Below are 21,873 nucleotides of genomic sequence, written 5' to 3'. Positions count from 1 at the left end.
TTTTAGAATATAAAGATTACTGACTTCTAGGAGGAACAATGCGTGGAACTTGGAATAAGCACCTTTGTCGAGACAACGCCTGATGTGAATACCGGAGTGACTCTAAGCCATGCGGAGCGGCTGCGCGAAGTGGTGGAGGAGATCGTGCTTGCGGATCAGGTGGGACTGGATGTATACGGCGTGGGTGAGCATCACCGGCCTGATTTTGCAGCTTCATCGCCTGCTGTGCTAATGGCGGCGGCTGTACCGCTGACGACCCGAATCCGCCTGACCAGTGCAGTCATGATTCTGTCCTCAGCCGATCCGGTGCGGGTATTTCAGGATTTCGCAACACTGGACGGCATATCGGGCGGCCGTGCCGAAATTATGGTGGGCCGGGGCTCGTTCACCGAGTCGTTTCCTCTATTCGGCTATGATCTGAAGGACTACGAAGAGCTATTTGACGAGAAGCTGGACCTGCTGCTCAAGCTGCGGGAGCCCGGCAAGGTGAACTGGAGCGGCAAGCACCGTCCGGCCATAACGAATCTGGAGATCTATCCGCGTCCGGAGCAGAATCCGCTGCCGGTATGGATTGCGAGTGCGGGAACTCCGGAGTCTGCGGTCCGTGCGGGTACCCTGGGTCTGCCCTTTGCACTGGCGATTATCGGCAATGTTAACCCTTCCGATTATGCCATGCATGTACGGCTCTACAAGGAGGCAGCGGCCAAGGCCGGTCATGATGTGTCCAAGCTTCCGATTGCCTCACACTCTCATGGTTATGTTGCGGAGACGGACGAGCTTGCGGTAGAGGGCTTCTTCCCGTCTACACATGCGCGGACGAATATCCGGGCGGTGGAGAAAGGGCTGCCTTCGTATCAACGTGCGGATTACGATGCTGCCCGCAGCTTTGACGGTGCTCTATATGTGGGCGACCCGGACACAGTTGCCCGCAAAATCATCCACCTCTACGAGCATGTAGGGATCACCCGCTTCCTGCTGCATGTCCCGCACGGCTCCATGCCGCATGCTCAGGTAATGCAGGCCATCCGTCTCTTTGGGACAGAGGTAGCGCCTAGAGTGCGGGAGGGAATTAAGCGGTTGAAGCAAGTCGAATGACGTTACGAGCTTAGGCAACAGTTAACAGCCCCCGTGCCTTATGGCTCGGGGGCTTAAGTCTGCCAATCTATGAAACCAGAGAACAGGCAGCGAGCCAGAGGGCTTAAGTAATCGAAGCCTCATAGATGGCCTGGATCGACGCAGCGAGGGTGCGGCCAAATTCGTCCTCCGTCTGCTGATCGCTGAGCCCCTGGGACAAAGCGCGGGAGAAGCTGGCAATCACTCCATGCTGCCGGGCGAGCTTCTCGTTGGCTTCAGCCTGGGTATACCCTCCTGAGAGTGCTACGATCCGAACCACATGGGGATCTGCGGCGAGCTCGCTGTATAAATTATCCTCTGTCGGGATCGACAGCTTGAGCATGACCTTCACGCCATCTGGCAGCTCAGACAAGCGTGCGGCCAGTTCATGCTTCAGCAATTGCTCTGACTCCTGCTTGTCCTTGCTGAGGATGTCTACTTCCGGTTCAATAATCGGAACGAGTCCGAAGGCGGCGATCTGCCGGGCCAGCTCGAACTGCTGCTCCACGACCTGCCGGATACCCTCCGGGTTCGCCTCATGGATTACGGAGCGCATTTTGGTGCCGAAGATATGCTTGCTGACTGCCCGCTTCAGCAGATCATCGAGGGCGGGGATAGGCTTCATGAGCTGGACTCCGTGCTGAGGAGCGGCCAGTCCCTGGTCTATTTTGAGAAAAGGCACGACGCCCTTCTGCTCCCACAGGTAATCGGCGGTATATTGCCCGTCTATGAGGCGGTCCATCGTGTTCTCGAACAGAATTGCACCTAGAATATGCTCCCGGTTAAAGGCGGGACTCTGAATAATGCGTGTTCTCATACTGTGAACCATGGTGTACATCTCTTCGTCCCCTGAATAACGGTCTTCCTTAATACCGTATTGCAGCAGCGCTTTGGGGGTGCTTCCTCCGCTCTGATCCAGAGCAGCTATAAAGCCTTGGCCCGTGTGAATCCGGTCCAATTGTTCAGTATTCATGGTTAGGTTCATTCCCTTCTGCAAAATGAGATGGTTACTGCACCCTGTCTAGTATAGCACTTGCGCATAAGGACATACATGCGGGTCCGGCAGAGCTTTCCATTTGAGTTGAGAGATATGGTATGTTACCTTGTTCAATAGGATGGTATGATAGAAAGTGGGGTGAATTTAATTATGACAAACGAAACAACCAATGAGACCACGAATGAGCCGGTGAACGGTGAAGCGGAAGCTGCCGAGCAGGCCATGACCGAAGAGAATTGGAATGAGCTGCTCAAGGCTGTTTTTCATAACGGCATTGTAGCGCTCAAAATGAGCTTCAGCGATGTGGAAGGACAGGTGCTGAACCTGGACAACTACGGCCCGGTATTTGTATTCCGTGTGAAGGATAAAGATAACGCTGATTATTACTGCGGCTTCTTCCTTCGTGAGCTGGCTGCCCGGTTCCAGTCCGGCAACAGTCCGGAGATCTGGATGGCCTCTTTCTTCCACGAGCTGATGAAGACCAAGGGAGGCAACTCCATGCCTAAGCCGCTCGCCAGTGAAGAGGAAGCCAAGGCCGCTGTCGATAATGTGCTGGTTCCGATGTGTATCGCCGCTGTAACGGAGGAGTTCGCACCGGAGCAGGTTCATGCCGGACTGGCCTGGAACGAGGAGCATGGACCGGTCTTTGAAGCAGGCTTCCCTGCAATTACGGACGGAAATAACGTATGCGCTATCCCGCTCCATCTGTTACTGACGCATCTGCAGCTTAACCGTGATCCTTCGGAGCTGCTCGTGCAAGGGATGTACAAGATCCGCGAAGAGCACGGACTCGAGTAGTACGACAATCAAGGTATCATCTTTGCAAAAGCATGAACCGCCTCCGTTGGAGAGCGGTTTTTTGCTGTGGTTGGTCTTGATGAGGCAGTGTCTTACGAAAGGACGCCCCCTCCCTTTCCTCCAGGTTCGCTGAATTGTCAAATTTCTGGTTCTTCCGGGAAGCAAAAACGATATATATGGGATGTAGCAGAAGAAGGCGCTGCCAATGTCCATGTCCGAAACCGGTTGGGTAAGGTTTCAACTGCACGAACGTACGCGTGCATTGAAATAAGGCTGGCCATTTTGAAATCAATAGAGGAGGGCAATAATGCTTAAAAGAGGTAAATTCTTAAGTCTGTTCATGCTGTTCACGTTATTCATCGCACTGGTCCCTGCGGGGAGCGCAAGCGCAGCAACCTGGAATCTGGCCTGGAGCGATGAGTTCGACGGCTCCTCCCTGAACACGGCTAACTGGACGGCTGAGATTGGCACAGGTACCAGCGGCTGGGGCAACAATGAATTGCAATACTATACGAACCGTTCACAGAACCTGAAGGTTACCGGCGGCAACCTGGTCATCACGGCGCAGAAAGAATCCTATGAAGGCATGAATTATACCTCGGCGCGGATTAAGACACAGGGACTCAAGAATTTCACCTATGGCAAAATCGAAGCCAGAATCAAGCTGCCTTCCGGCCAAGGATTATGGCCTGCGTTCTGGATGCTCGGCTCCAATATCAACACCCCGCCCGGCTGGCCTGCCTGCGGTGAGATCGATATTATGGAGCGGGTAAATAATAACGCTGCCGTCAACGGTACGGTGCACTGGGATGCAGGCGGCCATGCCGAATTCGGAAGGGTATCCGGTAATCTGGACTTCTCCCAATACCATGTATACAGTGTGGAATGGGATTCGAAGTACATCAGATGGTTCGTCGACGGCAACCAGTTCAATGAATTCTATATTGAGAACGGAACCGGCAATACGGAGGAATTCCAGAAACCGTTCTTCCTGCTGCTGAACCTCGCGGTAGGCGGTAACTGGCCGGGCGCTCCGAACAGCTCCACCCCCTTCCCGGCGCAGATGCTTGTGGATTATGTGAGGGTATATCAGGCGGGTGCGCCTTCGACCGGCATTGTCAGCGGCGGGGTCTACACCTTAATGAACAAGGCAAGCGGCAAAGTACTGGATGTGGCGGATGTCTCTACGGCAGACGGGGCCAAAATGCATCAGTGGACCAATTATACCGCGGCCAATCAGCAATTCAGAGTGGAGAGCACGGGAGACGGCTTCTACAAGCTTACAGCGATGCATAGCGGAAAGCTGCTGGATGTGCCGAATGCCTCCACGGCAAGCGGAGTCCAGCTCCAGCAGGCGAATGACAACGGCAGCAACGCCCAGCGGTGGAGCATCATCGATGTGGGCGGCGGATATTACAAGCTGATCTCCAAAGCCAGCGGGCTGGCCATGGATGTCTCTAACTCCTCTACCGCAGACGGAGCGGTCGTGCAGCAATGGACAGATAACGGAACCGATGCCCAGAAATGGCAGCTTATTAAAATTAATTAGGAGCGGACGAAGCAGCGGAATGCTTGTACTGCTGTAAAAGGGCTTAAGAAAGGGAGAAGCCCCGCAAGCCTGTCGGCTGGGCGGGGCTTCTTGCTGTTTGCGGCAAGCTTCTATTTCTTCGCAAACAGCTCGATACTTTGTGTCTCCACAATTGGATTCCAGATACGCTCTACCGATAGAGTAAGCGGCTGCGGATAATCTGCAGCTTGACTGTCAAAAGATAAACTGATCTCACTGGTTCCCGTACCATCTCTAGAGATCATGGTGCCGCCGAAGTCGATTAGTGGCGTTTCCCGATTCGTTCTATTATGCACCTGGCCGTTCGCATCGGTGAATTTGTCAGCCAGTTGTGCGCCGATGTTCTCCGCCTGTACCGCCCCTTGCGAATCGGTGAAATAAGACAGATGGGTCACCTTACGCCGGAGCAGAATCTCTGCCGCTGTTGCATGATGTTCTTCCCTGGATGTGACCATTTCCCAATCGTTTGCCGGTGCTTCAATCACCTGCTGCTTGTTCAGATCGACCACAAATTTCATACGGTCCGGCTCCAGCGCCGAGATACCGGCAATCTTCAGCGTGGTGGAGTCCGGCTGGTTAAGCTCGGTATACCTGAACACCAGCGTGGCCTGCGAGGTGTCTTTGTACACCTCGGAATTATCGGCCGTGATTCTGCCCGGATAAACTAATTTCTCGGTTTGACTCCCGGTTGTTGCGGTCAGAACAGGATTCAGCAGGCTGAAAATCTGTTTGGTGTTTGCCTTGTCATACTCCAGATCGACATAAGTATTGAACGGAGTATACTGTACTTGGCGCACTTTGATCTTTTGACCATCCACGGTAAGCGTGCGATTCACAGGCAATGTGTGCTCCTGGTCTTTGAATCTGTACGGATCAAGCCCGAACGATACCTCAAGGCTGGTCCGATACTTGTTGCTGCTGGAAGCGAGTGCTTGGTTGGACGTTCCGGTGAGAATTAAAGTGAACTTCACCTCCTTGGAATCAGTGATGGAAGCCGGATAATTAGTGGAATAAATAAAATCTTTGCTCCCGCCTGGCTGAATCCGGGAGTCGCTATCGTACGCCATTTCCAGGACTGCGCCCCGATGTGGATCTGGAACCTCGAAATCACCGAATTGAAATTTCGTATGCCCAGGATTAACTTCTTGATCCGTATCGTTGTGCACGCTGAACAGGATATACACTTTACGGCCATCCGTGACGGCGCCATCCACATCCATACGGTACCCATTGTTTGTTGCGCTTTGACGGACCGGTATGACCAGATTTCGTTCCAGGATGTCGCCAACCAGCGCGTTATTTAAGCGATGCTTGCGATAGTCCGCAAAATTATTCCAGCTTTTGGTGCTGGCCGCCTGCACTGAACCGCTGAGGCCGGAATCGTCTATACCTCCAGTTGGCAAGCCGATAGATGAGACAAGCACAAAAATGGCTGCGGCCGCGGCTAATACGGCGCCGGCCCCATAGGAATAGAAACGCCGTTTGCTGCGTTTTTTCCCTTGCGTCATTCCACTGCGCATAGCATTATAAATTTTCAATTCCTGAATCTCCTCTGCATGAAGATGGACCTCATGGGCATCCTGTTTCAGGACACGCTCTTCTTTTTCCAACATTTCTGTCACCTCCGATTTGCTCACAGATATTTCCGCAACAGCCTAAGTCCTTCACGCAGCCAGGTTTTGATCGTGCCTTCGGGCTTATTCAGTACCTTGGCAATTTCAGTGGTCGTCATATCCTGGTAATACTTGAGCATCACGGCATGCCGGTATTTCGGCTTGATCCGGCTCATCGCCCGCTCCAGATCGAGACGGTCGCTGCTCCTCATCTCCTGGGTCTCCTTCTCATCCAGCTTCTCCGCCAGCACGACGCGTTTTTTACGCCTTAACTCATCCATGCAGCAGTTGATGGTAATCCGGAGTAGCCACGGTGTGAAGGCCTGCTCGTTCTTAAGCTGTTTACGCTTCATCCAGGCCCGGCACGAGGCTTCCTGCACCGCTTCCAGGGCATCTGCTTCTGAGCGCAGATAGCTGTACGCGAGCGCATACAGTTTACGGTGCTCACTTGCAAGCCGCTCGAAGAACACCTCTTCATCCATCAGCGCCAGATCTGCTGTATTGGCTTTTTTCATTGTCTTCCCCCCATTCACCATCCCCTCTTCCTTATTGTGTTGGTCTATGGAAGAAGTCGTCCTTTAAATATGTTTTCATAAGTAAGACGGAGCTAACCGGAAAAACGATTGATTTTTATTAAAACACATATCAGTTAGGCCAACCAGTGACAAACAGGCCGCAGCCAAGCGGTATAATTGTACTACTATAAATACCCAGATTTGTGGTACTGTTAATTGTAAGCGCTACGATTGTGGCGGAGAACGGGAGGCGGTCGATATGAAAGGTTCTCGAAGCTCCAGGCTGTATCTGCTTCTGATCATACTGTGTATAGCGCTGGGAGGTTGTTCGCGGAACTCAGGCGAAGACCCTCAAGGGGCAGCAGGCAAGGTTGAGACGGCACCGCTGCAAAGCCCGGGCTTACAGAATCTGGTTTTTAACAGTGAAGCCCTGGACCGGGATATGCGGCTCAGTGTCTATCTTCCTACAGGGTACAATGCCTCTCAGCGTTATCCGGTCCTCTATTTCATCCATGGCTATGGCAGCCGGGAGACGGATATTTTCGACGGACTGAACCTTCAGCAGAATGCAGAACGACTGATTGAGACCGGTCAAATCGAGCCGCTCATTATCGTCACTCCCCAGATGGACAACAGCTATGGGCTGAATGCTGTAGTTAATCCAGGTGATCCCGCAGCGCTGGGCGGTGAACGGTATGAGGATTATCTGGTCAAGGACGTTGTGGAGTATACAGATTCACATTTCAGTACTCTGGCTGAGCGCGGTTCCCGCTATATTGGCGGCATATCGATGGGCGGTTTTATCAGCCTGCATTCGGCGTTTTTGCATAGCGATGTCTATAGCAGGGTTGGCGGGCATAGCCCGGCGCTGTTCCTGGATGACTGGTCTCTTGCCGGAGGCGAGAACGGCCTGGTCCAGTTTCTCTATCCGACGGAAGCGCTGAGGCAGGAGCGTGACCCGCTTCTTTTGGCGCAGAACAGGGACTTATCGAAGTTGAGTATCTACCTGGACTGCGGGGCGGAGGATAGCTACCGGTTCTATGAAGGCACGGAGCAACTGTATACTCTGCTTAAGGAGAAGGGCGTGCCGGTAGAATATCACCTCAGAGCAGGCCAGCATGACGGGGACTATTGGAAGAGTCACATGGACGAATATTTGAAGTTCTATGCCGGGAGGACGAAGGGATCATGACGCTTACGAATTACACATTGAATTTTGAAAAGCTGTGTGCTACATATAAGTTGGGCTTACTGAGTGGTGTGCCGGAGCAAATCTCCGGCGGTTTCCTCCACCGGATGTATCGTGTGACCACGAATCAGGCAGAGTATGCAGTGAAGGCGCTTAACCCGCAGCTGATGCGGAAGGAAGCTGTGATGAATAATATGATAGCAGCCGAAAAGGTAGCCATGCTGGCCCGCAGCCAGGGAGTGAACGCACTTCCTGCACTGCTGAATGAGGGAAGCTGTATACATGAAGCGGATGGGCAATATTATTTGCTGTTCCCTTGGATAGAAGGCCGTTCCATCTCTGCGGCTGAAGCGGGGCTGGAGCAATGCATTCTGATCGGACAAGCTCTGGCTGACATCCATGCAGCGGACTTCGCTCCTCTTCACAACGAGCTTCAAAGGGACAGCACAGCGGAGGAATTACGGACAGATTGGCAAGGGTATGCCTTGCAGGGCGAAGCTATGGGCCTACCATGGGCTGCACCCCTTAAGGCTAATCTGGATAAGCTAAGCTGCTATGAAAAGCAGGTCAATGCCGCTATGGCGGTCCTTAGCGGGAACATAGTCATCAGCCACCGGGATCTGGACCCGAAGAATGTAATGTGGAGCTCTGAAGGCCAGCCCGTGATCATTGACTGGGAGGCCGCAGGCTGGGTTAACCCGGCGCAGGAGCTGATGGAAGTGGCGCTCTATTGGTCAGACTTTGAGAGTGGTCACATCCGCAAGGCAGATTTCTGTGCAGTAATCCATGCTTACCGTAATCAAGGGGGAGAAATTACTGATCCCTGGCCCGAGGTGCTAAGCAGCGGCTTCCACGGCAAAATAGGCTGGCTGGAGTATAGCCTCCGGCGGTCTCTGGGCCTGGAAGGACCGGATGCGACCGAGCGGGAGCTTGGAACGAGTCAGGTGCTGCCTACCCTGCAAGCATTGAATGATTATGCCGGATTCATTCCGGTATGCCTGCAATGGTTTGAAGATCTTTGAACCAACCCAAGGGAGATGAAGCCGAAGTGGAAAAGAACAAAGTTACCTATGAAACGGTTGACCAATATATTGCGGACTTTGCACCGGAGGTCCAGGAGCTTCTGCAGAGCTTGCGTAAGGTCATTTCGGAAGCTGCGCCGGAGGCCGTGGAGAAGATCAGCTATCAGATGCCGACCTGGTTCCTGCATAAGAATCTGGTGCATTTTGCCGCCTACAAGACGCATATTGGGTTCTACCCGGCACCCAGTGGAATCGAAGTTTTCAAGGAGGAACTGGCGCGGTACAAAGGAGCCAAGGGTTCGGTGCAGTTTCCCATCAAGGAGCCGCTCCCTTATGAGCTCATTACCAGAATCGTCAAATACAGAGTGGAAGAGAATCAGCAGCAGGCCGCAGAGAAGCGGAAGAAGAAGTAAGAGGACGGGCTCATGTCGATCCAATTTAAAATAAGGGGCTGTCCCGAAGCCGTGAACTGGCTACTTGGGACAGCCCCTTTATAGTTGACGCTGTGCTTGCTGGTGCATGGAAAATTAATTGTATCTGGTGTATGAATCCCAGTCCCTACAGTGCCTTATCGTCTATGCTGTTCAGCCAGCCCTCAATCTCTCCGATGACGGAGCCGATGCAGCCATCCTCGAACGGGGAGGTTAATCCGGCAAGCTTCACCAGCTCCGTGAAGGAGCGGCTGCCTCCGGCCTGGCAGAGCTTCAGATAATCTGACCAAGCCGAGGTGAAGTCCTCGTTCGAGCGTTTCCAGAACTGGAAGGCGCAGAGCTGGGCCAGGGTATAGTCAATATAGTAGAACGGAAGGCGGAAGATATGGGTCTGCTTGTGCCAGAACCCTCCCTGCTCCAGGTATGCGTTGCCGTCGTAATCACGGTGGGGCAGATATTTCCGCTCAATCTCCCGCCAAGCCTGTTTGCGTTCCTGCGGCGTAGCTTCCGGATGCTCGTAGACAAAATGCTGGAATTCATCGACAGATACGCCATAAGGAATGAACTCCAGACTGTCCGCCAGGTGGTTGAAGCGGTACTTGTCCGCCTCCTCCTTGAAGAACAGGTCCATCCATGGCCAGGCGAAGAACTCCATACTCATCGAATGAATCTCAGCGGCTTCGGAGGTCGGGAATGCATATTCAGGGACCTCCATATTCCGGCTGGAGTATACCTGGAAGGCGTGTCCGACCTCATGGGTTAGCACATCGATATCCCCGGAGGTTCCATTGAAGTTGGAGAAAATGAACGGCGCGCGGTAGTCGCTGAAGTAGGTGCAGTAGCCGCCGAATTCCTTGCCTTTTTTACTGACCAGATCCATCAGCCCGTTCTCCTGCATGAAGGTGAAGAATTCACCGGTCTCCGGGGACATCTCCTGGTACATCTTCGCACCATTCGCCACGATCCAGTCCGGGTCTCCCTTAGGGGTAGCGTTGCCGGAATTGAACTTAATACCCTCATCGTAAAATTTCAGCCCGTCCAGCTGAAGGCGTTCGCGCTGGCGCTGCTTCAGCTTCCCCGCAACCGGCACGATATGCTCATGCACCTGCTTGCGGAAGTTCGCAACCATGTCCGCATTGTAATCGGTACGTCCCATCCGGTCATACCCGAGCTCCACGAAGCTCTTGTATCCCAGCTTGGCAGCGATTCCCGCCCGGACCTTCACCAGTTCGTCATAGATCCGGTCGAATTCGGGTTCATGCTCTGCCATGAAGGCATTACGGGCTTCGAATACGCCTTTGCGGACTTCACGGTCTGTGGAAGAATCGAATGGAATCAGCTGTGCCAGCGTGCGTTCTTCGCCCTGGAACATGATTTTGGCGGACGCAATCAATTGGGAGTATTCGGAGGACAGCTTATTCTCCAGTTGCAAATCCTCAATCACTTTAGGGCTGAAGGTACGCAGTGAAATCTCGGCCAGGCTTAGGAGCTGTGTTCCCCATTCCTGCTCGAACTCGGCTCTGTGCTTGGAGTTGACGAGGGCTCTGTTGTAATCCGTGATGTACTCCTGGATCACCGGTCCGGTCTCGTCCATATAATCCTGCTCTGCCTTGTAGAATGCATCCTCCGTATTGATGGAGTGGCGGACACTCACGAGGGTCTCCATCGTATCGAAGCGGCTGCGCAGCTTATTGATTGCTGCCACGGCAGCCTTTTGCTCCTCCAGATTGCCTGTCTCCAGGTCTTTCAGCAGAGTGGTGAACTCCTGCTTGAATTGCTCCACATCCGGGCGTTCGTATACATATTCTGTGAATTTCATTTGCTGCATCGCATCCTTTCTTTACCAGATAGATTCTATTATATAATTGGCGCCCGCAAAAAACTAATGTTCAGGCCGTAAAGTTTGATTATAGCTAATTGTGGGTGCAGCAGCGTCTAGTGGTTGAACCAATATGGAAATTATTCTAGAATAGAGTTAATCTGCACCAATTATTAAATTCCGGGAGGTGATGGCCCATGTTTCGAATGAGTCAGTACGTGCACGGCACGCTCCATGCAAAGCCTGTGAAATAACTAAGGCGAAAGCTTGGCATGGAGCGGATTTATTCGCCTGAAGTATGTTTTAAGAAATACAGTTATTTATACACAGGCTTTGCCCTTAAAAGATTAATATATTTTAAGGAGCGAGCCAGAGATGCAATGTATAAATGCAGCAAAGCTATTGCCAGAACACCTGCTGAAGGAGATTCAGCAATATATTCAAGGGGAAGCCCTGTATATCCCAACCTGCAAGAGCAAACGCCGAAAATGGGGTGAAAGCTCAGGAGCAGCCAATTACTATAAAGTCCGCAATGCTGAGATCCGTAGCCGCTTCCAAGAAGGTGCAGAGTTGTACCAATTGTGCGAGCAATACGGGTTATCTATCGACAGCATCCGTAAAATTGTATATTCCAAGAACCCGCAGAGCTGATCTGCGGGTTTTTTGCGGTTGGGGAGGGCGTGGCTGTCCGGGAAAAGTGCCAAGCGGATGCCGTGTATGGTCAAGTGTGCATCGGCTAAACTGCTATGGCCAAGTGTTCTAAGCGGCTGCGGACTGAGATTCCGCTATTGTGGATTTACAGGGCTATATGGACCTTTGGCGGACTGACTGCAATTAGAATAAAAAGTGGACGCCACGTTAAGAGACACTGGATAATAGGCTTAACGAAGGAAGGTGTCCAATGTGGGGGAACGACGGCAACGATACAATGAAGAATTCAAGAAGCAGACGGTGAAATATGTGCAGGAGCAGACCAAGAGTATTGGGGATATCTGTGAGGAGCTGAATATCCCCAAGAGTACGATTCACCAATGGATCTCTCAGTACCGCCAATTCGACCAGGAGGCCATTCACCACCCGGAGAAAATGCGTCAGATCGAACAGACGCTTAAGGATGCCGAAGCGGAGAATCACCGCAAAGAACGTGAAATCGAGGACCTGAAAGAAGAGCTGGCCATTCTAAAAAAGGCGCTGCACATCTTCAGCAAAGAAAAGAACTAAGGTTCCAGTTTATCGAAGATCACCGCTCGGATTTTCGATTGGAGAAGATGTGCAAGGTCCTCAAGGTATCCCGAAGCGGGTACTACAAATGGCGTACGGCAGAGCAGCCGGTACGACTCGAGCGAAAAGAGAAGCTGATTCAGCGTATTCGGTGGTATCACCAGGATTCAGGGGGCACCTACGGCAGCCCAAGGATTCATCGGGAACTCCAAAGGGAGGGCTGGAAGGTCTCCGAGCGTACCGTCGGCCTCTTCATGCGCGAGCAAGGGATACGTTCGTGTATGGCCCGTAAATACCGGGTCACGACCACGGACTCGAATCACGATCTGCCGATTGCGCCCAATGAACTCCAGCAAGACTTTTCGGCCACAAGGCCAAATGAAAAATGGGTGGCCGATATTACGTACATTCCGTGTCGTCAAGGCAAACTCTATTTGGCGAGTATTCTGGACCTGTATACGAAACAGATTGTCGGGTGGAAGCTCAGTGACCGGATGACCACGGATCTGGTTCTAGGCGCCCTCCAGCAGGCCTACAAGGCGAAAAAGCCTGGGAAGGACCTGATACACCACTCCGACCGAGGATCTCAGTATGCCTCCAAGGACTACCGGAAACAGCTCCAAACCTATCGCATGAAAGCGAGTATGAGCCGCAGGGGCAACTGCTACGATAATGCTTGTATAGAAGCGTTCCACAGCATTCTGAAGCGCGAGTTGATCTACAGTCATCCGAAGTTTAAAACCAAGGAAGAGGCCTACCAAAAGCTATACTGGTATTTGGAGTTGTTTTACAACCGCAAGCGTTCCAACAGTACTCTGGGATACATGTCGCCAGTGCGTTTTGAGCAACTTTACTACCAGACAGTCGTTTAATTGGCGTCCACTTTATTGACAGAAGAGCAGACAATCCGTTATTGCTGCACAAACAGGCCGTTTGGGCGATTTCGAAGGCGGATAGTGGAATCTCAGTCCGCGAACAAGCGAATAAGTAGCAATTTCGGCTAAATAGCGGATTCTCAGTCCGCGGCATAAGGCTCGTGCACCTCCGTAGTATCAGCCTCACGCCTCTCCGCTCCATCCGGCTCACACATATCCGTGCCATCCGGCTTAGGCGCCTCCGCGACACCAAGCCCACGCACCTCAGCTACCAAGCTCGTCCCCACAGGCTTATGCACCCCGCCCGCAAGGCTCAGCGTACACTAGACCCGGAGCTTATACGTGCGAACCCGCGCTGAACCACTGGCAACCTCCAGGATCTGGAGATCAACGAGATGGTGAAGAATGCGTCTGGCTTGACGGTCACACACCCTCAGGTGCGCGGCGAGCTCCAGCGGAGTCAGCGGACGCAGAACACGCCGGGCCAGACGGACGGTTTCTGCCTCCAGCCAAGATAATGATGCAGCTACATCAGTAGCAGTGAATCTGCCAATGAACGCAAGCACAAGCTGCTGGCAGAGCTGAGGTTCTTCAGTAATAGATGGATAGGCAATGGGCAAAAAGATCCAGCCGTCCAACGCCAAGAGACAATGCCGTCTGCATAAGTCTTTGAACCGCCTGACATCAAGGTCCCGTGCATGCGGACCAAAGCCTTGAATCTCAATGCCGCCCTTGGCACCGCCTGGCATATACGCCAGATCTAAATAACGGTAACCGTTGTTGAAGTCACGGACCTCCCACTCCGCATATAGAGACTTGAAATTGCCGACTGCGGGAAACCAGACGGAGCGCAGAAATTCAATGGTCCCGTGCCCCAACCCCTTATTAAGAAACTCCAACCGTAAAGAACCTGTCTTCGCATGAATCTGTTCCTGTAGCCATTCCTCAACATGCTGCTCGAATCTTGACAATAGAGCTTCCCCTTTACAGTAGATTGGCCATGAATTCGCAGTGAACCTGAACATAAGAAAAGCCGCCCCGATACAACGTGTCCGGAGTCAGCTCCAAACGAATGTTGTATCGGGGCGGCGTGTTCTTCACGACCTATACCGGTTATTATACTATATTTCATTGACCTGCCAAACCTGCAGCTTGAACCCGCTAAAGTGCAGCTTGCGCAAAGGCCATTGTATAAGTCATTTTACAAAAATATACTGTAGCTGTAGGGAGAGAATGCAGGAGGCGGTGGCGGTGAAAATCACAATTGAACAGGTTCCAGAGGGCGGTGAGCCTGAAATTATTCTCAGGTGCAATGACCCAGATGAAGCCTTGCTGGGGCTGATCTACTCGGTGAGCGCAGGCGCAAGGAAGCTGATTGGTATGAACGGGCTGCAGATGCACATCATCCATCCGCATGAGGTCTATTATTTCGAGGCGGTGGATCATAAGGTGTTTATCTACTGCCAGGAGAAGGTGTACGAGTCAAGGCTGAAGCTGTATGAGCTGGAGACGGAGTATGAGTCTGGTGATTTTTTCAGGGCATCCAAATCCACTATTCTGAATGTGGCCAAGATCGAGTCGCTCCGCCCGGTGCTCTACGGAAGATACGAGGCGCTGCTGCACAACGGTGAGAAGGTCTACATCTCCAGACAATACGTCCCGGTGCTCAAACGGAAGTTAGGGTTATAGCTGTGCTGTCCAAACTTGACTAGGAGGAAAACTCATGATTACAACCAGAAAGTATGTGTCTTTATTCGTGAAGGATCTGCTGGTGGCTTGCGGGGGTCTGATGGTGCTCGCGGCGGTTGTGCTGGCTCTGAACTCAACGGAGATGATCCGGGGCTCGCTGCTGGTGCAGCTGTTCCTGGGGGCTTCGGCATTTACCTGCTTCCGCTATGCGCTGGTGAATATGTATGAGGTTGATCCCAAAGTGCAGACGATCAGCTTCTACCTCTGCTTCATCCTTGGTGATGTATTGGTGATTCTCTGGCTATGGCTGTTCGCTGACGGTCCGCTGATGGATAAGGGAGTGCTGGTACCGTTCGTCATTGTCATTCTGGTGGTCAAAAGTATGGTGTACGCGATGATGCACATCGACGGGAAGCGGGAAGCCAAGCAGCTTAATCAGAAGCTGTATGAGTATAAGCAGGACGGGGAGCAAAAAGAAGAAGAGCTTTAGGAATCTCTGGTGATAGGGGTTATGAAAGCCATCTTGGAGGGGAAGCGGCCCGGGTGGCTTTTTTGGTGCTAAGTAAGGTTGGGAATTTCTGTTACCTTTTGCAGACTGAACCGTAATAAGCCAAATGCAATACATAATCTTCCATGGAGATGATCTTATGCTGCTTCACAAGGTATCCCTGACAGAAATGATGAGCCGGATTCACGAACCCGGATATTCATCCGAAACTGTGCTTGACCCGTACTTGGAGCGTTACAGACAGCTTGAGCCGCATATCCATGCATTTGTCCCTGAGGATGAAGCAGAAGGGCGTCTGGATTCGGAAAAAGCTCTGCTGCAACGAACCTACAGCGGAGATGAGCGTAAACCGGCCCTATTCGGCATTCCTGTGGGCATTAAGGATCTGCTGCATGTAGACGGTCTGCCGACCCGGGCGGGATCGCAGCTATCCGCTGAGCTGTTAGCCGGTGCTCAGGGGTCTCTGGTCACTAAGCTGCGTGCCCTCGGGGCTGTGATTGCAGGCAAGACGGTGACCGAGGAATTCGCCTATAACGGGCCGATTGCTACGCTTAATCCGCATAATACCGCGCATACTCCCGGAGGGTCCAGTGCAGGCTCCGCCGCAGCGGTGGCTGCGGGGCTCTGTCCGCTGGCTGTGGGCACACAGACGCTGCGTTCGGTGATCGCCCCGGCGTCCTTTTGCGGAGTGGTCGGCTTCAAGCCCAGCTACGGGAGGGTTCCGCTGGACGGGGTGCTACTGTTCTCGCCGTCTTTTGACACGGTAGGGTTCTTCACGCAAGACTTGCCAGATATGGAGGCAGCGGCAGCCTTGCTTGTCCCGGACTGGGAGGCTCCTGCTGCCCCAATCCACCGTAAGCCGGTTCTGGGTATCCCCAAGGGAGTCTATATGGAGCTGATGAGCGCGGAAGTCAAAGGGGTGTTCGAGGCTCAGATCACAGGACTTAAGCAGCTTGGATATGAAGTCTGTTACGTCCAAATGCCGTGGGAGGATGAACTCATCTACGGAAATGCCATGCTGCGCTTCATTGAGGGGGAGCTGGCACGGGAGCATGAGCACAGATTCGCGGAGCATAGAATGGAATACGGCCTCCCCGTGCAGGAAGCGATCCTTAGAGGACAACAGATTCCGGAGGAGGAGCTGGAGCAGTACCGTACCCGGCAACGGGAGCTACGGCAGGGTCTGATGGAGCTTATGGAGCAAGAGGGAATCGACCTGTGGGTCTCTCCAGCCCAAGGGGGGACTGCGCCGAAGATCGAGGAGCGGAATACGGGCTGGGCAGGGATGCCTGCGGTCTGGGGCTTCGCGGGAGTGCCCACGGTCAGTCTGCCTGCGGCAACGCTTGAAGGCATGCCGCTCGGCTTCCAGTGTATAGGAAGATATGGAGAAGACGAGGAGTTGTTAGCTTGGGCACGGCAGCTATGGCCGTGTCTGGCTGAGGAGTAACCGCTCCCCGTGAAATAAGGAGCGGTTACCGGTTGGTTACGGTGCCGGTTATTTTGTTTGGGGGTCCCCGCAAAGTACCTGAATATCCTTCGAAGCTAAAGTCTCACTTTGTGGGGTTTCTTGGGGGAGCAGCGGCGCTTCAGGAACCGTACGTCGATCTCCCCGCTGCCGCCGGTATTTGGCTTCAGACGGAGAGGGAAGGCGTTACGCTTCAGCAAGAGCTTCACCTGGCGCGGCGTGAGGCATGGGCGGAGCTGGAGCAGCTGCGCGGCGGCACCGGACACGATGGGCGTGGAGATGCTGGTGCCGGACAGCTTGAAATACCGCTTGCCGACCTTATTACGCGGCAATTCACGGACCAGCTGGGAGCCGGGGGCACGCAGCGAGATCACTGAATCGCCGGGGGCGACCAGATCCGGCTTCACCTTGCCGCCGGGAGCGGGCCCGCGGCTGGAATAGACGGCGATCCGGTCATCCTTCTGCGTCAGCGTCCGGCGGTCATTGACGGCTCCGACGGTGATCGCGGAGGGGCTGATCCCGGGGGACTCAATAGTCCGGCGCCTGGGGCCGGCATTACCGGCGGCGATGACTACGGTGAGGCCGGCTTTGACGGCTTTTTCCACCGCTTGGACGAGAAGGTCATCCTTGACATGCGGAGCCACCGGTCCGCCGAAGGACATGGAGAGGATGCGCAGCTTCAGCTTTTTGCGGCGGGTGATGCAGTATTCAATCGCCTTGATGATGGTGGAGTCATAGCCGTCCCCATACTTATCCAGCACCTTGATTCCGACAATCCCCGCTTCCGGCGCGGGTCCCCGGTACTTGCCCCGGCTGGACCAGCCGTTACCGGCGGCATCCCCGGTGATATGCGTGCCGTGTCCGTTGTCATCATACGGGCATTTCCGGTGATTGATATAATCCTTGAACGCCAGAATGCGGTTCACCGGCCGGGTCAGATCGGGATGCGGATAGACTCCGGTATCAAGTACAGCGATGTTGATGCCTTTGCCGGTAAGCCCTCTTGAGCGTCTAACCGCTGTAGCGCCTATGGATGGAGTTGCAATGTTGAGCGTAGCCTTCTTAATGCCGTCCAGATAGACTTTATGGACTCCGTTCCAGCGGCATACATGCTCCAGACATTTCAGGGATACCTGTGAAGCCACGGCCTGGTGCAGCCGCAGATGATGCTTGACCGGGAGGACATGCCGTCCCAGATGCGTCCTTAGCTCGCGGAGTCCCGCCGGAGTAATCGGTTGTCTGAACTGTATGATCACCGGTATAGCAGCATTTGCAGCACTAGTGGAATAAGCTCTGCGGATCTTATGCTTCAGGGGCCGGTTGAGCTTGGCGGCGTGACGCCTGACCCATGATGGTACACTCTTCATAATGTAATCACCTCTATGAAGCAGTGTATGCGGCAAGCTGCCTCGTGGGTACGAAACCATGAATGAGTACAGCGATACATTTATGTAAATAACAGGCAATAGTGCGTTTCGGTTGATTCTTCTCTTGCATTTACTACTGTATTCCAATAGAAAGTGGTGAAGCAAATGAAAGAATCAGAGAAGAAGGCATTGCTGGCAAAACGTCAACTGATGGCTAAAAAAGCAAGAGCAGCGGCGGTAGTAAGACCCAAGAGACGGCGAATCAGACAGGTGCTTAATAATTTCATCGTGCTTGCAGTGAACAATAACAATGTCCCTTACGATACACAGGGCTGGACGGCTACACTGACCCGGAGCTCCGGCACTGTGATCACGGCTCAGTTCGATGAATTCGGCGTCGCCCAGTTTAATACGATCAGTACGCTGACAACAGTCAGCTACACGCTCCGAATTATCGATGCGGATAATGTGCAGCGCACACAGAAGTTCGTCCCGTCGAACCGCGAGTTTTTTGTAGCACGCTTCTAAGGCGGCGGACCTATTTATATTCTATGAACAGAGCAAGATAGAGAGCTAGATTGCATAGTGTAGCTGTGAATGACTGAACGAAAGAGCTGTTTCCGGGGCCGGAGGGCTGATGGGGCAGCTCTTTTTTGAAAGATTTTATATGTTTTGGGTCCCCGCAAAGTATCTGAGTCATCATCGAAGCTAAAGCCTCAATTTGTGGGGTTATTTTGCGAATAGTGTGAGATTATATTCCGTTTGTCAAGCATTAAGGGGAGTTGGCGTTAAAATATTGGCTCAATGTACAATCCCGTCCGCAGAATTCAGCTCTTATGACAATAAACCTTCCATCAATATTCAAAAGCGGGGGCATACCCTATATAATATCGCCATAGATGTATATCAGGGATTGTGGAGCAGGATGCCAAGCGGGCAGCAGCTATGAGCTGAAGATGCCCTGGAAAGGTCTGAGGAATGATGAGCCTGGAAGCCTTGAATGAACGTGTGAATACGGATCTCTCTTACCTCGCCTATGGCGGCGCGGACTGGGTCCGCCCTGTGGAGCATGATGAAGGCCATGTCTATGATGTCGTCATTGTGGGCGGGGGCCAGAGCGGGCTCGGTGCGGCTTTTGGCCTGCTGCGCGAACGGATCTCGAATCTGCTGATAATCGACGAGAATCGTGACGGGCTGGAGGGGCCGTGGGAGACCTATGCCCGGATGGTGACGCTGCGCACACCCAAGCATCTGACCTCGATTGATCTCGGAATTCCGTCGCTGACCTTCCGCTCCTGGTGGGAGGCTCAGCATGGGGCGGGGGCCTGGAGTGAGGTGGATAAAATTCCGCGCGGGCAGTGGATGGAGTATCTGCGCTGGTACCGGCAGGTTCTGAAGCTGCCGGTACGTAACGAGGTGCAGCTAATGCTGGTTGAACCTGGTGACGACGGAATCTACCGTCTGCAGGTTACAGGAGCGGGTGCGCAGGCCGGAACACTGCTGGCCCGTAAGGTGGTGCTGGCTACCGGCATTCAAGGCGGAGGGCAGTGGCATGTTCCGCCAATGATTGCAGATCATCTGCCGGAGCGCCTGTACGCCCACACCTCCCGGCAGATTGACTTCGCTGCCCTTCGCGGCAAGCGGGTGGGGATTCTCGGCGGCGGGGCGTCCGCCTTCGACAATGCCAATTACGCGCTTCAGGAGGGCGCGGCTGAGGCCCAGGTCTTCGTCCGCCGGGCGCAGCTTCCGGGGGTGAACCCGATCCGCCAGATGGAGGGCTCGGGAATGATTGAGCGGTTCCATACCCTGACGGATGCGGACAAATATGCGGTGATCTCGCATTTCTTCCAGTATAATCAGCCGCCGACAAGCGATACCTTCCGCCGTGCAGCGGCATGGCCTGGCTTCCGGCTGCATCTCGGCTCGCCGTGGCTGAAGGTGGAGGCCTCGGGAGAGCAGGCGGTAGTGACTACGCCCGCGGGAGAGTTCAGCTTCGACTATCTGATTGTCAGCACGGGCCTGATTAGCGATCCTGCCCTGCGGCCGGAGCTGCGGCAGGTGGAGCCTCATATTGCCCGCTGGAGCGACCGGTACACCGCGCCTGCGGGATCAGCGAATCCGCTGCTGGATGCGCACCCTTACCTTAGCCCAGGCTTTGCACTTCAAAGCCGGGACGAAGCAGGCCGCAAGCTGCTGCATGGCTTATTCGTATTCAACTATTCCGCACTGGCCAGCTGCGGGTTATCGGCATCGGCCATCTCGGGCCTGCGGAATGCGATTCCTAGACTGGTCAGCGGCGTGGCTGACCAGCTGTTCCTGGATGACCGGCAGCAGATCCTACAGGCTTATTATGAGTACGATGAGATTGAATTTACAGGCCAGTAAGACGGCCGGAAGAGGCTGTACCTGAGGCGGGCAATGACCTCTGGTGCAGTCTCTTGGCGTGCAGAGCGAATAGATGGGGCCAGTGCCTGAGAGCTGACGGGCAGCCGGGTCAGGCAGTAATTCTGGCGTACAGCGCGAAGAACAGAGCCAGCTCGCCCATGATCAGGACATTCGGTACATGGACTATAAGATCCAGCACATAGAAGCAGGCCAGAATGACGGTCAGCCCTGCCAGCGGCTTCATTCCCAGCCGATGCTGCTTATGCCTGTAGACCTGGAAGACCAGTGTCGTGGAAGCGAAGTAGAGCAGCACCGAGCCGAACAACAGGTTCAGCATCTGCCCATAATGAAGCTGATCCAGGAACAATAGCTGGATTGACGCAGCAAGCATACATAGCGACAGATAAATGAACAGATGCCCGTAGATAATGGTCTGTCCGGCAGTCTGGATATGCATATCGACCTTCTTCTCCAGGTTGTCATAGTACTGCCACCATATGGCGATGATCAGCACAAAGGTGAGCGCAGCGAAGCCGACAGATTGTCCGGTCCAGCGGCTGGATTGCAACACGGCGAGGATGCTAACCACAGATTCGCCGAGCAGGATCAAGGCGAACAGGGAGAAGCGCTCCAGCAGGTGATGGGTATTGGGGGGCGTCTTCACCAGAATCCTCCGTCCCGTCAGCGGGAGAATGATGTCCAGCATAATTCCTGCGTACAGTACCGCATACCGCACCCAAGACTCGAAGAACAGGGAGCAGGCCGAAATCGCAAGTCCAATCCAGAAGCGTGATCCCAGATAGAGGGCGGTGCTCCGCAGATGCCCGCTTTCTCTGGAATGGCTGTAATGATACTGGACAGCGGTCATGACCCGGAGTCCGAGGTAGCCAATCAGAAACGGCAGATAGTTGGCATCGAAATCTACGGACAGGCTGGCTGTCATAATCAATACGAAGAACAACTGGATAATCAGAAAAATCCGGTGCATCACCGTATCCTGACCATAGCGGTTAACGAAGAGCGTCTGGCCGACCCAGGCCCACCAGATCGGAATGAAGATCAGTACGAATTTGCCCAGTGTCTCAAGGGACAGGGTCTCGTGTTCTACATGCAGCAGCACATGGCTGGCTTTGGAGACCGCAGCGACAAACAGCAGATCGTAGAAGAGCTCCAGCCAGGTTACCTTTTTGATGATCATTGCGTTAGTCCCCTTTGCTTGCCGAATGTTTGCCCGGAGCCGTCCGGTTTACAAGTATAATAATGGCTCTCCACAGAAGAAGGCAAGAATATCTGTGACAA

At 53.6% G+C, this 21,873-nt stretch carries 22 protein-coding genes; 14 read left to right on the top strand and 8 right to left on the bottom strand.

Annotation, left to right across the window (positions count from 1 at the left end):
- The first annotated feature begins 42 nt into the window (after positions 1-42).
- Entirely contained in the window at positions 43-1,095 is a 1,053-nt protein-coding gene (locus tag MHH78_RS25775) for an LLM class flavin-dependent oxidoreductase (protein WP_076086793.1), read from the top strand.
- A 103-nt stretch (positions 1,096-1,198) separates the two neighbouring features.
- On the opposite strand, the gene MHH78_RS25770 is transcribed toward MHH78_RS25775, so the two are convergent.
- Positions 1,199-2,086 (bottom strand): fructose bisphosphate aldolase, encoded by an 888-nt coding sequence (locus MHH78_RS25770; protein ID WP_076086790.1) that lies wholly within the window; start codon positions 2,084-2,086, stop codon positions 1,199-1,201.
- Between the two features lie 174 nt (positions 2,087-2,260).
- On the opposite strand from MHH78_RS25770, the gene MHH78_RS25765 reads away from it, so the two are divergent.
- The gene (locus MHH78_RS25765; protein WP_076086787.1) at positions 2,261-2,908 is read left to right on the top strand and encodes a hypothetical protein; all 648 of its coding nucleotides are present in this window, start codon (positions 2,261-2,263) and stop codon (positions 2,906-2,908) included.
- Positions 2,909-3,215: 307 nt separating this feature from the next.
- Complete coding sequence (locus MHH78_RS25760; RefSeq protein ID WP_341169275.1) at positions 3,216-4,457, top strand: RICIN domain-containing protein; 1,242 nt, start codon at positions 3,216-3,218, stop codon at positions 4,455-4,457.
- 110 nt (positions 4,458-4,567) lie between these two features.
- Here the strand turns inward: MHH78_RS25760 and MHH78_RS25755 are convergent, their stop codons facing one another.
- Positions 4,568-6,088: a DUF4179 domain-containing protein gene (locus tag MHH78_RS25755; RefSeq protein WP_341169274.1), complete on the bottom strand. Its 1,521-nt coding sequence runs from the start codon at positions 6,086-6,088 to the stop codon at positions 4,568-4,570.
- Positions 6,089-6,108: 20 nt separating this feature from the next.
- The gene (locus MHH78_RS25750; protein ID WP_076086375.1) at positions 6,109-6,603 is read right to left on the bottom strand and encodes a sigma-70 family RNA polymerase sigma factor; all 495 of its coding nucleotides are present in this window, start codon (positions 6,601-6,603) and stop codon (positions 6,109-6,111) included.
- 259 nt (positions 6,604-6,862) lie between these two features.
- Here MHH78_RS25750 and MHH78_RS25745 point away from each other — a divergent pair, with 259 nt between their 5' ends.
- The 3 genes from MHH78_RS25745 to MHH78_RS25735 are packed head-to-tail and all read left to right on the top strand — an operon-like array spanning position 6,863 to position 9,227.
- Positions 6,863-7,795, top strand: a complete 933-nt coding sequence (locus MHH78_RS25745) for an alpha/beta hydrolase (RefSeq protein ID WP_341169273.1) — start codon at positions 6,863-6,865, stop codon at positions 7,793-7,795.
- Positions 7,792-8,814: an aminoglycoside phosphotransferase family protein gene (locus MHH78_RS25740; RefSeq protein WP_341169272.1), complete on the top strand. Its 1,023-nt coding sequence runs from the start codon at positions 7,792-7,794 to the stop codon at positions 8,812-8,814. The genes MHH78_RS25745 and MHH78_RS25740 overlap by 4 nt, the downstream gene beginning before the upstream one ends.
- 26 nt (positions 8,815-8,840) lie before the next feature.
- Complete coding sequence (locus tag MHH78_RS25735; RefSeq protein ID WP_341169271.1) at positions 8,841-9,227, top strand: iron chaperone; 387 nt, start codon at positions 8,841-8,843, stop codon at positions 9,225-9,227.
- 145 nt (positions 9,228-9,372) lie between these two features.
- Here MHH78_RS25735 and MHH78_RS25730 read toward each other — a convergent pair whose 3' ends face one another.
- Positions 9,373-11,064, bottom strand: coding sequence for a M3 family oligoendopeptidase (locus tag MHH78_RS25730; RefSeq protein ID WP_341169270.1), 1,692 nt, complete (start codon positions 11,062-11,064; stop codon positions 9,373-9,375).
- 375 nt (positions 11,065-11,439) lie between these two features.
- On the opposite strand from MHH78_RS25730, the gene MHH78_RS25725 reads away from it, so the two are divergent.
- The 3 genes from MHH78_RS25725 (at position 11,440) to MHH78_RS25715 (ending at position 13,157) form a co-directional block, all read left to right on the top strand.
- Positions 11,440-11,715 (top strand): CD3324 family protein, encoded by a 276-nt coding sequence (locus MHH78_RS25725; RefSeq protein ID WP_341169269.1) that lies wholly within the window; start codon positions 11,440-11,442, stop codon positions 11,713-11,715.
- A 252-nt stretch (positions 11,716-11,967) separates the two neighbouring features.
- On the top strand, positions 11,968-12,285 hold the full coding sequence (locus tag MHH78_RS25720) for a transposase (RefSeq protein WP_076086950.1): 318 nt from the start codon (positions 11,968-11,970) through the stop codon (positions 12,283-12,285).
- A gap of 11 nt (positions 12,286-12,296) precedes the next feature.
- Positions 12,297-13,157, top strand: a complete 861-nt coding sequence (locus MHH78_RS25715) for an IS3 family transposase (RefSeq protein ID WP_340827831.1) — start codon at positions 12,297-12,299, stop codon at positions 13,155-13,157.
- Between the two features lie 143 nt (positions 13,158-13,300).
- Here MHH78_RS25715 and MHH78_RS25710 read toward each other — a convergent pair whose 3' ends face one another.
- Together MHH78_RS25710 and MHH78_RS25705 are read right to left on the bottom strand one after the other, a co-directional pair.
- Positions 13,301-13,447, bottom strand: coding sequence for a hypothetical protein (locus tag MHH78_RS25710; RefSeq protein WP_340826720.1), 147 nt, complete (start codon positions 13,445-13,447; stop codon positions 13,301-13,303).
- Positions 13,448-13,483: 36 nt separating this feature from the next.
- A complete protein-coding gene (locus MHH78_RS25705) occupies positions 13,484-14,131 on the bottom strand; it encodes a transcriptional regulator (protein ID WP_341169268.1) in 648 nt (215 codons plus the stop codon).
- Between the two features lie 280 nt (positions 14,132-14,411).
- Between MHH78_RS25705 and MHH78_RS25700 the strand changes: the two genes are divergently transcribed.
- From MHH78_RS25700 to MHH78_RS25690, 3 genes are all read left to right on the top strand, one after another.
- The gene (locus MHH78_RS25700) at positions 14,412-14,849 is read left to right on the top strand and encodes a LytTR family DNA-binding domain-containing protein (RefSeq protein ID WP_341169267.1); all 438 of its coding nucleotides are present in this window, start codon (positions 14,412-14,414) and stop codon (positions 14,847-14,849) included.
- Between the two features lie 34 nt (positions 14,850-14,883).
- Positions 14,884-15,339: a hypothetical protein gene (locus MHH78_RS25695; protein WP_341169266.1), complete on the top strand. Its 456-nt coding sequence runs from the start codon at positions 14,884-14,886 to the stop codon at positions 15,337-15,339.
- A gap of 157 nt (positions 15,340-15,496) precedes the next feature.
- Positions 15,497-16,804 carry an amidase gene (locus tag MHH78_RS25690; RefSeq protein WP_341169265.1) on the top strand — a complete coding sequence of 436 codons (1,308 nt, stop codon included), beginning with the start codon at positions 15,497-15,499 and terminating at the stop codon, positions 16,802-16,804.
- 95 nt (positions 16,805-16,899) lie between these two features.
- Here the strand turns inward: MHH78_RS25690 and MHH78_RS25685 are convergent, their stop codons facing one another.
- Positions 16,900-18,189 carry a S8 family peptidase gene (locus tag MHH78_RS25685; RefSeq protein WP_076086357.1) on the bottom strand — a complete coding sequence of 430 codons (1,290 nt, stop codon included), beginning with the start codon at positions 18,187-18,189 and terminating at the stop codon, positions 16,900-16,902.
- A gap of 165 nt (positions 18,190-18,354) precedes the next feature.
- Here MHH78_RS25685 and MHH78_RS25680 point away from each other — a divergent pair, with 165 nt between their 5' ends.
- Both MHH78_RS25680 and MHH78_RS25675 read left to right on the top strand, forming a co-directional pair.
- Positions 18,355-18,717: a hypothetical protein gene (locus MHH78_RS25680; RefSeq protein ID WP_076086360.1), complete on the top strand. Its 363-nt coding sequence runs from the start codon at positions 18,355-18,357 to the stop codon at positions 18,715-18,717.
- A 453-nt stretch (positions 18,718-19,170) separates the two neighbouring features.
- On the top strand, positions 19,171-20,574 hold the full coding sequence (locus MHH78_RS25675; protein WP_341170380.1) for an NAD(P)/FAD-dependent oxidoreductase: 1,404 nt from the start codon (positions 19,171-19,173) through the stop codon (positions 20,572-20,574).
- Between the two features lie 109 nt (positions 20,575-20,683).
- Here MHH78_RS25675 and MHH78_RS25670 read toward each other — a convergent pair whose 3' ends face one another.
- A complete protein-coding gene (locus MHH78_RS25670) occupies positions 20,684-21,772 on the bottom strand; it encodes a low temperature requirement protein A (protein ID WP_341169264.1) in 1,089 nt (362 codons plus the stop codon).
- Between the last annotated feature and the right edge of the window lie 101 nt (positions 21,773-21,873).

Origin of the sequence: Paenibacillus sp. FSL H3-0333, assembly GCF_038002805.1 — a bacterium.
Classification (GTDB): domain Bacteria; phylum Bacillota; class Bacilli; order Paenibacillales; family Paenibacillaceae; genus Paenibacillus_AQ; species Paenibacillus_AQ silagei.
This window is presented reverse-complemented; position numbering and strand designations above follow the sequence as displayed.